General features: G+C 65.0%; 12 protein-coding genes. 5 read left to right on the plus strand and 7 right to left on the minus strand.

Going from position 1 to position 13,474, the window contains the following annotated elements; genetic code table 11:
- The 4 genes from DW2_RS07520 to DW2_RS07535 all read left to right on the plus strand — a co-directional run bounded on the left by DW2_RS07520 (position 1) and on the right by DW2_RS07535 (position 3,537).
- The gene (locus DW2_RS07520) at positions 1-966 is read left to right on the plus strand and encodes an ABC transporter permease (protein WP_038145050.1); all 966 of its coding nucleotides are present in this window, start codon (positions 1-3) and stop codon (positions 964-966) included.
- Positions 950-1,750, plus strand: coding sequence for a purine-nucleoside phosphorylase (locus DW2_RS07525; protein ID WP_038145051.1), 801 nt, complete (start codon positions 950-952; stop codon positions 1,748-1,750). Before DW2_RS07520 ends, DW2_RS07525 begins: the two co-directional genes overlap by 17 nt.
- 78 nt (positions 1,751-1,828) lie before the next feature.
- Positions 1,829-2,749, plus strand: a complete 921-nt coding sequence (locus tag DW2_RS07530) for a sulfite exporter TauE/SafE family protein (protein WP_038145053.1) — start codon at positions 1,829-1,831, stop codon at positions 2,747-2,749.
- Positions 2,746-3,537 (plus strand): TIGR02186 family protein, encoded by a 792-nt coding sequence (locus DW2_RS07535; RefSeq protein WP_038145054.1) that lies wholly within the window; start codon positions 2,746-2,748, stop codon positions 3,535-3,537. The genes DW2_RS07530 and DW2_RS07535 overlap by 4 nt, the downstream gene beginning before the upstream one ends.
- A gap of 10 nt (positions 3,538-3,547) precedes the next feature.
- On the opposite strand, the gene DW2_RS07540 is transcribed toward DW2_RS07535, so the two are convergent.
- The 5 genes from DW2_RS07540 to DW2_RS07560 all read right to left on the minus strand — a co-directional run bounded on the left by DW2_RS07540 (position 3,548) and on the right by DW2_RS07560 (position 9,864).
- Positions 3,548-4,264 carry an SDR family oxidoreductase gene (locus DW2_RS07540; RefSeq protein ID WP_038145055.1) on the minus strand — a complete coding sequence of 239 codons (717 nt, stop codon included), beginning with the start codon at positions 4,262-4,264 and terminating at the stop codon, positions 3,548-3,550.
- A 51-nt stretch (positions 4,265-4,315) separates the two neighbouring features.
- Positions 4,316-5,860 carry an ATP-dependent DNA helicase gene (locus DW2_RS07545; protein WP_038145057.1) on the minus strand — a complete coding sequence of 515 codons (1,545 nt, stop codon included), beginning with the start codon at positions 5,858-5,860 and terminating at the stop codon, positions 4,316-4,318.
- Positions 5,861-5,993: 133 nt separating this feature from the next.
- On the minus strand, positions 5,994-6,785 hold the full coding sequence (locus DW2_RS07550; RefSeq protein WP_081874896.1) for a glycosyltransferase family 25 protein: 792 nt from the start codon (positions 6,783-6,785) through the stop codon (positions 5,994-5,996).
- Positions 6,786-6,825: 40 nt separating this feature from the next.
- A complete protein-coding gene (locus DW2_RS07555; RefSeq protein WP_038145059.1) occupies positions 6,826-7,527 on the minus strand; it encodes a glycosyltransferase family protein in 702 nt (233 codons plus the stop codon).
- A 348-nt stretch (positions 7,528-7,875) separates the two neighbouring features.
- Positions 7,876-9,864: a protein meaA gene (locus DW2_RS07560; protein ID WP_238321283.1), complete on the minus strand. Its 1,989-nt coding sequence runs from the start codon at positions 9,862-9,864 to the stop codon at positions 7,876-7,878.
- Between the two features lie 296 nt (positions 9,865-10,160).
- Between DW2_RS07560 and ccrA the strand changes: the two genes are divergently transcribed.
- Entirely contained in the window at positions 10,161-11,453 is a 1,293-nt protein-coding gene (gene ccrA / locus DW2_RS07565; protein WP_038145061.1) for a crotonyl-CoA carboxylase/reductase, read from the plus strand.
- 271 nt (positions 11,454-11,724) lie between these two features.
- Here ccrA and DW2_RS07570 read toward each other — a convergent pair whose 3' ends face one another.
- Together DW2_RS07570 and DW2_RS07575 are read right to left on the minus strand one after the other, a co-directional pair.
- A complete protein-coding gene (locus DW2_RS07570; RefSeq protein WP_038145062.1) occupies positions 11,725-12,507 on the minus strand; it encodes an ATP-binding cassette domain-containing protein in 783 nt (260 codons plus the stop codon).
- Positions 12,504-13,474: ABC transporter permease (locus DW2_RS07575; protein ID WP_038145064.1), on the minus strand; the 971-nt coding region annotated here is incomplete at its 5' end. The genes DW2_RS07575 and DW2_RS07570, both read right to left, overlap by 4 nt.

Raw genomic sequence — 13,474 nt, forward strand, 5'->3', positions numbered from 1 at the left:
ATGGATTTCGCAACGATCGTCGAAATTCTCGATAGCGCCGTGCGCCTCGGCACGCCGCTGCTGCTCGCCTGCCTTGCGGGGCTGTTCTCCGAACGCGCCGGCATCTTCGATATCGGGCTCGAGGGCAAGATGCTGATGGCCGCCTTCTTCTCGGGCGCGGTTGCAGCGGTGACGGGCAACGCGTGGCTCGGCCTCCTCGCGGGGGTCGGGGGCTCGATGAGCCTTGCCTTCGTCCACGGCCTCGCCTCGATCACCTTCCGCGGCAACCAGTTGATCTCGGGGGTGGCGGTCAATTTCCTCGCCTCGGGCTTTACCGTGTTGATCGCCCAGAGCTGGTTCCACCAGGGCGGGCGGACGCCCCAGCTTTCGGGCAATGGACGGTTCGAGCCGATCACCCTGCCCGGGGCCGAGGCGGTGAAGGACGTGCCGGTCATCGGTCAGATCTACGCCAACCTGCTTTCGGGCCATTCGATCCTCGTCTATGTCGCCTTCGCGATGGTGCCGATCACCTGGTGGGTGCTGTTCCGCACCCGCTTCGGCCTGCGCCTGCGCGCGGTCGGCGAGAACCCGGAATCGGTCGATACCGCCGGGATCTCGGTGATCCGCCTGCGCTATACGGCGGTGGCGATCACCGGTGTGCTCGCAGGTCTGGGCGGCGTCTATCTCGCGACCGGGCTTGCGGCGGGCTTCGTCAAGGAAATGACGGCGGGGCGCGGCTATATCGCGCTCGCTGCCCTGATCTTCGCGAAGTGGCGCCCCGTGCCCGCACTCGGCGCGACGATGCTCTTCGGCCTGCTCGAGGCGATCTCGAACCGCTACCCGAATATCGACCTTGGCGTCATCACCCTGCCGATCCAGTTCATGCAGGCGGTGCCCTATATCCTCACCGTGATCATCCTCGCCGGCTTCATCGGCAAGGCGATCCCGCCCCGTGCCGGAGGACAGCCCTATGTCAAAGAGCGCTGAGCTCGCCACCCTGATCCGCGAGCGGGCGGGGGCCGAAGCTCCGCGCCTCGGTCTGATCCTCGGCTCCGGCCTCGGCCATCTGGCCGAGGAGGTCGAGGGCGTCGCGATCCCCTACTCGGACCTGCCGGGCTTTCCCCATGCGGGCGTATCGGGCCACAATCCGAAACTGGTGATCGGCACGCTCGAAGGGGTGCGGGTCGCGGTGTTCGGGGGCCGGGTGCATTACTACGAACACGGCAACCCCGCCGAGATGCGCCTGCCGCTCGAGATCCTCAAGGAACTGGGCTGCGAGAGCCTGCTCCTGACCAATGCCGCGGGCTCCCTGCGCGAGGATATCCGCCCCGGCGGGCTGATGATGCTGAACGATCACATCAATTTCTCGGGCAACAATCCCCTGATCGGCGAGCCCTCGGACGCCCGCTTCGTGCCCTTGACCGAGGCGCATGACGCGCAGATCCGCGCGGGCCTGAAAGCCGCGGCCGAGGCCGAGGGGATCGAGCTGCCCGAAGGCGTCTATTGCTGGTTCTCGGGGCCGACCTTCGAGACCCCCGCAGAGATTCGCGCCGCGAAGGTTCTCGGCGCCGATGCGGTGGGCATGTCGACCGTGCCGGAGGTGATCCTCGCGCGCTTCCTCGGCCTGCGGGTCGCGGCCGTGTCGGTCATCACCAACATGGGCGCGGGCATGGCCGATGAACAGATCAGCCACGAGCAGACCAAGGCGATCGCGCCGATGGGCGCGGCCAAGCTCGAACGCGTGCTGCGACGATATCTGCAACAGTTGTAACCCCGGGCGAGGCGCGGGGTTTGACTCCGCGGGCCCTTGCGGGCAAAGACGTTTCAACCTCCTCACCCGGTGCGGCCCATGCAGATCTACCTGCCCATCGCCGAAGTGTCGGTCAACATCTTCACCCTGTTGGGGCTTGGCGGCATCGTCGGGCTGATCTCGGGGCTGTTCGGCGTCGGCGGCGGCTTCCTGATCACGCCGCTCCTGTTCTTCATCGGCATCCCGCCCTCGGTCGCAGTCGCGACCGGCGCGAACCAGGTGGTCGCCTCCTCGGTCTCGGGCGTGCTCGCCCAGCTCAAGCGCAAGGCGGTGGACATCCCGATGGGGCTCGTGGTTCTGGTCGGCGGCCTTCTGGGCTCGGCGGGCGGCATCTGGATCTTCAACCTGCTCACCGAGCTGGGCCAGATCGACCTCGCCGTCCAGCTCTGCTACGTCGTCTTCCTCGGCTCGATCGGGTTGCTGATGCTGCAGGAGGGCCTGCGCGCCCTCAAACGCCAAAAGAGCGGCACCGCGCGCCGGACCAAGCGCAACCAGCATACCTGGGTGCACAAGCTCCCCTTCAAGTTCAAGTTCCGCGCCTCGGGGCTCTATATTTCGGTGATCCCGCCGCTCCTGGTCGGCGTCGCGGTCGGCCTTCTCGCCGCGATCATGGGCGTGGGCGGCGGCTTCGTCATGGTGCCGGCGATGATCTACCTGCTCAACATGCCGACCAAGGTCGTGATCGGCACCTCGCTGTTCCAGATCCTGTTCGTGTCGGCCTTCACGACGCTGATGCACGCGATCACCAACCAGACGGTGGACGTGATGCTTGCGCTGCTGCTCATCGTGGGCGGCGTGATCGGGGCGCAGATCGGGGCCCGGCTGGGCGCCCGCCTCAAGGCCGAGCAGCTCCGCATCCTGCTGGCACTTCTCGTCATCCTCGTGGCCGGCCAGCTCGGGGCGGATCTGGTGATCCACCCGAAGAACCTGTTCTCGATCGAGTCGGGGACGCTCCAATGATCCGCGCCCTCGCCCTCAGCCTCGCCCTGTTCAGCGCAGCCCTCCCCGCCTCGGCACAGGAGAACGGCCGCACGGAGCCGCCGGGCGAACAGATCGTCGCCGGGTTGAGCCGCGACAATATCGGCATCACCGCCTCCTTCGACGGTTCGCAGATCCTCATCTACGGTGCGGTCAAGCGCGAGGCGCCCGAGCCCAAGGGCGACCAGCTCTCGGTGATCGTGACGCTCGAAGGTCCGCTGGGCCCGATCACGATCCGCCGCAAGTCGCGCGAATTCGGGATCTGGGTGAACACCTCCTCGGTCGGCGTCGCCGCCGCCCCGAGCTATTACGCCGTCGCCACGACCGGGCCGCTCAAGGAGATCCTCGACCCCAAGGTCGACGTCCAGCAACGCATTTCGATCCCGCTCGCGATGCGCGCCTTTTCCGGCCCGCTCCAGGTCCAGGACACCCGCCCCTTCACCGAGGCGATGGTGCGGATCCGCGAGCAGCAGGGTCTCTACAAGCTCGAGACGGGCGGCGTCCATCTCGTCGACGACACGCTCTTCCGCGCCGATTTCGACCTGCCGGCCAACCTGACCGAGGGCTCCTACAAGACCCGCATCTTCCTGCTGCGCGGCGGCATGCTCGTCGATCAGTACCAGTCCTCGATCGAGGTGCAGAAGGTCGGGCTCGAACGCTGGCTCTACACCCTCGCCCATCAACAGGCCACGCTTTACGGGTTGCTCTCTCTCGCCCTCGCGGTCTTCGCGGGCTGGGCGGCGGCGGCGATCTTCCGCTTCGTGCGCTGAGCCCGGCGACCTAGCCGCGCCCGACGAAGGCCATGCCGCTCGCCATCACCGTCATGTTGAGCACATTCGCCTCGAGCGGCAGCGACGCCATGTGCAGAACCGAGCGCGCCACGTCCACGACATCCATCGTCGGCTCGGTGCCCTTCGCGGCCGCCGCGTCGATCCCCGCCAGAAGCCCGGTACGGGCATTGCCCACGTCTATCTGACCACAGGCGATGTCGAACCCGCGCCCGTCGAGCGCGAGCTGCTTCGTGAGCCCGTTGATCGCATGTTTCGTCACCGTATAGGGCAGCGATTTCGGCCGCGGCACCTGCGCCGAGATCGAGCCGTTATTGATGATCCGCCCCCCGCGCGGCGCCTGGGCGCGCATCTGCCCGAAAGCCGCGCGCGCGCACAGCACCATGCCGGTGAGGTTGACCGCGACACAGGCCTCCCAATCCTCGAGCACCATCTCGTCGGGCAGGGCGGCGGGCGGAAACATCCCCGCATTGTTGAAGAGCACATCGATCCGCCCGAAACGCGCGACGACCTGCGCGAAGGCCCGCTCGATCGAGACCGGATCTGCCACGTCGCAAGCGACCGCAAACCCCTCCCCCGTCGCCGCCACCTCCTCGAGCACCTCGACCCGGCGCGCAAGACAGGCCACCTGCCAGCCCTGCGCCAGCGCCATCTCGGCCACCGCGCGCCCGATCCCCGCGCTCGCGCCCGTCACCACCATAACGCCCATCGTGCCCTCCCCTTCACCTAGACGAAAATACCCCCGCCGGAGGCATCCAACCTAGCCGTCCTGCGTCTCGGCCTGCAATTCGAGCCGTCCGCCGCCTTTCGGCAGATCCTCGATCGACAGCGGCGCCGAAGGCCGGGCCAGCCGCGCCCGCACGCACCAGAGCAGACGATGCTGTGCCCGGGTGATCGCGACATAGGCGAGCCGCTTCCATAGCGGAATGCCGGCCTCGACCCGCCCGGCGCGATAGGCGGCATAGATGTCGGGCGCGAAGACCTGCACATCCTCCCATTGCGAGCCCTGCGCCTTGTGGATCGTCACCGCGGCCCCATGCAGAAAAGCCGCCCCCATCCGCGCCGCGAAGGGGATGAAGGGCTCTTCCTCCTCCGGCATCTCGATCTTGACGATCGAGGCCGCGGACAGACGCGGGTCCTCGGCGCCGATCACGTGCAGGCGCGAGAAACCGGGCTTCTTGCCGGGGCCGAGATAGATCACCTGCGCGCCCTTGATCAGCCCCCGCGCCTCGAGGTCGATCCGCTTCTTGCGATGTTTCACCGGCAGCTCGATCCCGTCGCAAACGAGCGGCTCGCCCGGCAGCAACATGTCGGCCGGTGCCGAATGGGCCGCGCGAAACGCATGGATCAGCCGGATCCGGGTCGCGTTGCGCCAGACCAGAACCGGCGAGCGCGCCATCAGGTCGCTCTCCACCCGCTCCGCCCAGACCACGCGTTCGTCCTTCGCGGCGGCCTTCTGGATCTCGCGCTCGAACTGCTCGAAGGTGAGGCTCTCGTCGCCCAGCATATGCGCCAGATCCAGGATCGGGTTGTCCTCGGCCTGTCGGTGGATCCGGTGCAGGATATGCTTGCGCTCATCGGGCAGACGTTCGAACACCATCTCGCCCGACTGGTTGACGGGCGCCAGCTGCGCCGGATCGCCGAACAGGATCAGTGTCGGGAAGATCTCGCGCAGATCGTCGAATTGCCGCTCGTCGAGCATCGAGGCCTCGTCGACGAACCCGATATCGAGCGCGTCTTCGCGCCGCTTCCAGCCATTGATGAAATCCGAGCCCCGCAGCCCTGCCGAGGCCAGCGCCGCCGGGATCGACTTGTGCAGGTCATAGAACGCCTTCGCCCGATCGAGCGCCTCCTCGGTCAGTCCCATCTCGCTCAGCAGATCGGGCTTGGGGCGCTCCCCCTGCCCCGTGAGCCACTCCGCGATGCGTTCGTATTCCGGGTCATAGACCGGCGTGTAGAGAATGCGGTGGATCGTGGTCGCGGGAACCCCGCGCGACCGCAACACGCTGGCCGCCTTGTTCGTCGGCGCGAGGATCGCGAGCGTGCGCCGTTCTTTCCGCCGCTTGCCCTCGAAATCGCCCGAGACCAGATCGACGCCCGCCGCCTCCAGCGCCTTGTAGAGCTCGGCGAGCAGAAGCGTCTTGCCGGACCCCGCCTTGCCGATCACCGAGAGCACGCGTTTGCCGCCGCCTTCGGGGCTCAGGCTTCCCTCGAGAATATCGACCCCGGCCTCCTCGAGAGCCTCGGCCACGGCATCCCAAGCCTCGGCCTGGTCATCGGAAAACTGGATCGTCGGGGTGGTCATGGCGCGACTTTACCCGCGCGCCCTGGCAGGCGGAAGGGCGAAAGGGCGCGGCGCCCGGCATGTTGCGATGTCGCATGCCCTCGAGGGGAATTGGAGCCCGGTGACGACGGATCCCAGCTCCAAGTCGCCCGGGCTACTCTTTCCCGGCGAATGTCACGACCCGGTTTTGCGCCCGGGGAAAATTCAGCAGGGTCCGAGCGAAGAGGACGAGGGAGAATTTCAACCTCACCAGTTTCCCCTTCACGAACAGATAGCGGCTGGAATATTTCGGCCGGGCTTTGACGCCTCCGGAGACCGTTGTCCCTTCGACCCGGGTGCTGAAATCGGAAAGATGCATCGCCTGGATCGCGGCCGCAGGCTCAACCTGCACCCGCCGTACATTCGGCGCGAGGTTGAGAGCGGCGTCGGCGAGCGGGCTGAGCCCTTCCGTGAAAGCGACCAGTTTCTTGGCGCCGGAAGGCCAGAGAAGATAGGCCGCGGCGCCCCCGCGGTCACGATAGAGCTCGCTTACGGCATATCGGCCATCACTCAGAGGCATCGCGTCGCGGGACAGCAGTTTCGCCTTCGTGAAGGTCTCCAGCGTCGCGTAGTCGATATTCTCGAGGCGCGTCAAATCTCGCAGAAGTTCGAGGATATCGCGGCTCAGAACCGCATCGTCTTCAAGAATGAGAACGGGCTCGCCACTATCTGCCACGCGTTCCCAGAGGCAGCGATGGCTCAGAAGACAGGCCACTTCGCCCGCACCAAGGGGGCGCGCCCATTGCCGGGACCGCCGAGCGAGATCCTCCGCGTCGATATCGCCCGGCTCGAGCGCGTCGAAGAACTCGAAGGGAAGGCCTGCTTTTTCAAGCTGTTCAGTCTCGAAACGGCGCCGCTTCTGCGCCGTTCTCAGGCTGATGACGACAGCCTTCGGCAATGCTCTCAACCACCCACTCCCGCAGAATCTTCAACGACTGCCACTACGATCACCTTTGTAGCACCCGCCCCCGAGCCCATTTCTTGAATTTCTTGAAGCTGGACATGGGTGGCTGCGCCACGCTTTCCGTCCAGCCAATATGTCGGCAGGCGCCCGGGTCCAGATATGCAACAAATCGCCCTTGGCGACGCATCGCCCTCGAAACGTGCCTCTCTTTCTTGAAGCGCGAAAAACCTTGAAGGTTTTCCCAGTCCGCACGCCGCGAGAGGTGCGGATTGAACGTAAAGCCATGCCACTGAGGGTGAAGGCCATCAAGACGTGCAAATCTTGTCTCGCCTATGCTGGAGAACACCATCCGGCTACTCTCGTCTTCCTTCAGCGCGAAATCGTCCACGCTGCGCAGGCATACCGACGATATGGCCTCGTTTCGCTGCAGAAGGCTCAAGCTGGCGGGGAGGAAATCGAGCCTGTCGAAGTGCCAGTCATCTTCAAGGTGCATCACATAGGGCGTCCGGACTTGCCGATACATGCGATCAACCGCGGCATGATGCCCGACATGGCCACCGAGGTCTATAATCCGGCCGTTCGGACAGATGCTCCGAAACTCCCGATTTGTCTCTTCGTCGCCGAAATCGTTCACAGCAAGGACACTGAACTCGCACACCAGCGTTCCGAGGCTCAGCAATGTCTTGCGGAGCAGTTCGGGCCGCAGCCCCATCGTGATGCAGATCGTCACGTCTTCTGATGACATATTTCTTCCACTATGGCTCCGAATCCATCCTGGCTTGAAAGCGAGGAATACCGTCTTGTTCTCGCGCGGCCCGCGAAAATCTCAACTCAACCAAGACAGGACTGGCACTTAACTTCAATTTGGAAACGCACAGCTTCAGGGATGATGCGTTTTTTGCGCATCACCAATCGCTTCGGCTCGCGACCGGGAAGAACACTCGCAAGCGACCCGGTGTTCTCATGTTTCGGACAGAAGAAATGCGTAAAAGGTCCACGTGACGCTATGCGCACACTCCTCTTTCCGAAGCGCAAGCAAGAAAGTCCTCGCGACCGCCCCCAACCACTGCGGAACGAAGCAGCCCTCGGTCCCTCACGCCGCCTTTTCGGCCGGGGAGGCCAGGGCGACGATGTCCATCATGATCCGGTTGAGTTCGAAATCCTTGGGCGTGTAGACGCGTGCGACGCCCAGAGCCGTCAGTCGCGCCGCATCCTCGTCGGGGATGATGCCGCCCACGACGACGGGCACGTCACGGAGGCCCGCGATTTGCATCCGCTCCATCAGCTCCTCGATCAGCGGCAGGTGCGAGCCCGACAGGATCGAGAGCCCGACCACATGGGCCTCTTCTTCCAGCGCCTTCGCGACGATCTGCTCGGGTGTCAGCCGGATGCCGTCATAACTGATATCCATGCCGCAATCGCGGGCGCGGAAGGCGATCTGTTCGGCGCCGTTGGAATGGCCATCGAGGCCCGGCTTTCCGACGAGGAATTTCAGGCGCCGGCCAAGACGGGCCGAGACCGCATCGACAGCCTCGCGGATCTCGTCGAGCCCTTCGGTCTGGTTCGAGGGCGCGCGCGACACGCCCGTCGGGCCGCGATATTCGCCGTGGACCGCGCGCATCACGCCCGCCCATTCGCCCGTGGTCGCGCCCGCTTTCGCCGCCGCGATCGAGGCGGGCATCACGTTGCGCCCCGCCGCCGTGTCATCGCGCAATTGTGCCAGCGCCGCTTTCACCGCGCCCTCGTCGCGCGTCGCGCGCCATTCTTGCAGGCGCCCGATCTGGTCCGCCTCGACCGCCGGATCGACGACCATGATCCCGCCATCACCGGCCGTCAGCGGCGAGGGTTCGCCCTGCTGCCAGCGGTTCACGCCGACCACGATGGTTTCCTCGGCCTCGATCCGGTTGATCCGGGCGGCGTTCGATTCGACGAGGCGCGATTTCATGTAATCGATCGCGGCGATCGCCCCACCCATCGCGTCCAGCGTTTGCAGTTCCGCGCGCGCGCCTTCCTTCAGCGCCTCGACCTTCGCGCTCACTGCCGGGTTGCCGTCGAACAGGTCGCCATATTCAAGAAGGTCCGTCTCATAGGCCATGATCTGCTGCATCCGCAGCGACCATTGCTGATCCCAGGGGCGCGGAAGGCCCAGGGCCTCGTTCCAGGCAGGCAGTTGCACGGCACGCGCGCGCGCGTTCTTCGAGAGCGTCACCGCGAGCATCTCGATCAGGATCCGGTAGACGTTGTTTTCCGGCTGCTGCTCGGTCAGGCCGAGGCTGTTGACCTGAACGCCGTAGCGGAAGCGACGGAATTTCTCCTCCTCGACGCCATAGCGGGTGCGGCAGATCTCGTCCCACAACTCGGTGAAGGCGCGCATCTTGCACATCTCGGTCACGAAGCGGATGCCGGCATTCACGAAGAACGAGATCCGGCCCACCATCGCCGGGAAGGCCTCCTGCGGCACCTTGGTCTTGAGGTCGTCGAGCACCGCGATGGCGGTGGCGAGCGCAAAGGCCAGTTCCTGCTCGGGCGTCGCCCCCGCCTCTTGCAGGTGATAGGAACACACGTTCATCGGGTTCCATTTCGGCAGGTGCTCGCGGGTATAGGCCGCGACATCGGTGATCATCGCGAGGCTGGGCTTGGGCGGACAGATATAGGTGCCGCGGCTCAGGTATTCCTTCACCAGATCGTTCTGCACCGTGCCCTGCAGTTTCGCGATATCCGCGCCCTGCTCCTCGGCCACCGCGATATAGAGCGCAAGCAGCCAGGGCGCGGTCGCGTTGATCGTCATCGAGGTGTTCATCTGCTCGAGCGGGATCTGGTCGAACAACATCCGCATATCGCCCAGATGGCAGACCGGAACGCCGACCTTGCCCACCTCGCCGCGCGCCAGGACGTGATCGCTGTCATAGCCGGTCTGGGTCGGCAGGTCGAAGGCCACCGAAAGTCCCGTCTGCCCCTTGGCGAGGTTCGCGCGGTAAAGCGCGTTGGATTTCTCGGCCGTCGAATGACCCGCATAGGTCCGGAACAGCCAGGGGCGGTCCTTGGCGACAGGAGCCTCGGCGGGCTTGGCATCTTGGGTCACGGCGGCCTCCATCGGATGGCGAATCTCGTTTGCGCAACATTATTGCGTGACAAAGCGTCTTAAAGGGTATTTTGTGATCCTGTCAATTCGCCGCGCTGCGGCGGAGGCCTTTCCCCTCCCACCAACGCGGCGACATGCCTTCAAAATCAGGCCCTCCAGCCGCTTGAAAAATTTCACCGCGACACAAAATTACAAAAACGTAACGTCCACTATTGCAAAGTTGCGCATCGATGCGTATCCCTCAGGTCAAACGCTGCGCGATTCTGCGGCGCGGCAAGGACAGACAGGAGAAAGCCATGGCCCTCGATCAGAATACCGGGATCGCGCCTTACGACGCTCCGGAGAAGGAGCTCTACGAGATCGGCGAGATGCCGCCCCTCGGCTATGTCCCACCGAAGATGTATGCTTGGGCGATCCGCCGCGAACGCCATGGCGAGCCCGAACAGAGCTTCCAGGTCGAAGTGGTCGACACCTGGGAAATCGACAGCCACGAGGTGCTGGTGCTCGTGATGGCCGCGGGCGTGAACTACAACGGCGTCTGGGCCGGTCTGGGCGTTCCGATCTCGCCCTTCGACGGGCACAAGCAGTCCTATCACATCGCCGGTTCGGACGCGTCAGGGATCGTCTGGAAGGTCGGCGACAAGGTCACCCGCTGGAAGGTCGGCGACGAGGTGGTGATCCACTGCAATCAGGACGATGGCGACGACGAGGAATGCAACGGCGGCGATCCGATGTTCTCGCCCAGCCAGCGGATCTGGGGATACGAGACGCCGGACGGGTCGTTCTCGCAATTCACCCGCGTGCAGGCCCAGCAGCTGATGCCGCGGCCCAAGCATCTGACCTGGGAGGAAAGCGCCTGCTACACGCTGACGCTGGCCACCGCCTACCGGATGCTGTTCGGCCATCACCCGCATGAGCTCAAGCCCGGCCAGAACGTGCTGGTCTGGGGCGCCTCGGGCGGGTTGGGATCCTATGCGATCCAGTTGGCCAATACCGCGGGCGCCAATGCGATCGGCGTGATCTCGGACGAGAGCAAGCGGCAGTTCGTGATGGATCAGGGCGCCAAGGGCGTGATCAACCGCAAGGATTTCAAGTGCTGGGGTCAGCTGCCCACCGTCAACACGCCCGAATATAACGAGTGGCTGAAAGAGGCCCGCAAGTTCGGCAAGGCGATCTGGGATATCACCGGCAAGGGCGTGAACGTGGACATGGTCTTCGAGCACCCGGGCGAGGCGACCTTCCCGGTCTCGACGCTCGTGGTGAAGAAGGGCGGGATCGTGGTGATCTGCGCGGGCACGAGCGGCTTCAACTGCACCTTCGACGTGCGCTACATGTGGATGCACCAGAAGCGCCTGCAGGGTTCGCATTTCGCCAACCTCAAGCAGGCCTCCTCGGCCAATCGGTTGATGATCGAGCGCCGCCTCGACCCCTGCATGTCCGAGGTCTTCCCCTGGGCCGAAATCCCGAAAGCCCATACCAAGATGCTGCGCAACGAACACAAGCCGGGCAACATGGCCGTGCTGGTGCAGGCGCCGCGCACCGGATTGCGCACCTTCGAGGACGCGCTGGAGGCTGGCCCCAGGGCGTAATTCCGCGCCCGGCCTTCAGGGTGAAACCCGCGTCCGAAAGGGCGCGGGTTCTTTGTTTTGCAAGTGGTGAGGGACGCGCCCGAGCCTCGGGTGGGCGCACCGCTACGCTTGTGGTCCGCACTTTATCTCGAAAGCCCGCATGTCGTGCGAACGCGCACCGGCATCGCCAAGGCGCCCTCCCGGGGGGAGGGGCGACCAGCCCCGGGCCACCCGGCAAACGAAAAAACGCACGGCCGATCCGACCCGGCGTTTCCTGCTCTCTCAGCCTGACTCAGGCCGCTTCATTCACATCGTCGGGCTGCTTGGCGCCGGTCATGTAGGCCACCGCATCCGACATCGAGTGCTTCTTCGGATCGATCGTGCACAGACGCTTGCCGAGGCGGTGGACATGGACGCGGTCGGCGACCTCGAAGACATGGGGCATGTTGTGCGAGATCAGGATGATCGGCCGCCCCTTGGCCTTGAGATCGAGGATCAGGTTGAGAACCTGCCGGCTCTCCTTCACCCCGAGCGCCGCGGTGGGCTCGTCCATGATGATCACCTTCGAGCCGAAGGCGGCGGCGCGAGCGACGGCGACCCCTTGGCGCTGCCCGCCCGAAAGCGTCTCGACGGCCTGATCGATGTCCTGAATGGTCATCAGCCCCAGATCGTTGAGCTTCTCGCGGGCGAAGGCGCGCATCGCGGGCTTGTCGAGCATCCGCAACCATTTGCCCAAGGGGCCCGGTTTGCGCAGCTCGCGACCGACGAACATGTTGTCCACGATCGACAGCGCCGGCGAGAGCGCGAGGGTCTGGTAGACGGTGGAGATGCCCGCATCCTGCGCCTCGAGCGGGCTGCGGAAACTGACAGGCCTGCCCTCGAGCCGTATCTCGCCCTCGTCGGCCTGGACCGCCCCCGAGATCGCCTTGATGAGCGAGGATTTTCCCGCGCCGTTATCGCCGATCACGGCGAGGATCTCGCCCGGATAGAGGTCGAAGTCGCAGTTATCGAGAGCGGTGACGCGGCCATAGCGCTTGACCAGACCGCGCGCGGTGAGAATGGGATCCCGTTTCATGCCGACACCTTTCTGATCCATTGGTCGATCGCGACCGCGATGATGATGAGCCAGCCGATCGCGAAGACCTGCCACAGCACGTCCACATCCGCGAGCCGCAGCCCGGACTGGAATACCCCCACGATCAGCGCGCCGAACAGCGCCCCGAGGATCGAGCCGCGCCCGCCGAAGAGCGAGATCCCCCCGATCACCACCGCGGTGATCGAATGCAGGTTCGCCTCGTAATAGGCCTGCGGGCTGATCGAGCCGACGCGCCCGATCGAGGCCCAGGCGGCGATCGCGCAGACCAGCCCGGCGAGACCGTAGACCGAGAGCAGCGTGCGGTCTGTGCGGATGCCCGCCAGCTCCGCCGCCTCCTTGTCATCGCCCACCGCATAGACATGGCGACCCCAGGCGGTCTTGTTCAGCAGAAACCAGAGCGCAAGGAAGACGACGATCATCAGGATCGAGCCGTAGGTCACCCGCGCATTGCCGATGGCGATCGTATTGCCGAAGAATTTCAGCAGCGGCGCGGCCTTGTCGATATCCTGCGAGCGGATCGACTGCGCCCCCGAGAGCCACAGGTTCAGGGCGTAGAAGATCGACCAGGTACCCAGCGTCGTGATGAAGGGCGGAAGCTTCACCTTGGTCACCAGAAAGCCGTTCATCAGCCCCGCTCCGGTGCCGCCCGCGAAGGCCACCAAAAGCGCCAGCGGCGCGGGCACGCCCATATAGACGGCGAGGTTGCCCGCGATCACCGACATCAGCACCATGATCGCAGCGACCGACAGGTCGATGCCCGCGGTCAGGATGATCAGCGACTGCGCCGCGGCGAGGATCCCGATGATCGAGACCTGCTGCATGATCAGGGTCAGGTTGAAGGCCGAGAAGAACTTGCCGCCCGCGATCAGGCCGAAGGCGGCGATCGAGAGCCCCAGCACGATCACCGGCACGAGGGTCGGGTTGCCGTGCAGCCCGTGCTGGATCG

Source organism: Thioclava atlantica (genome assembly GCF_000737065.1).
GTDB classification, from domain to species: domain Bacteria; phylum Pseudomonadota; class Alphaproteobacteria; order Rhodobacterales; family Rhodobacteraceae; genus Thioclava; species Thioclava atlantica.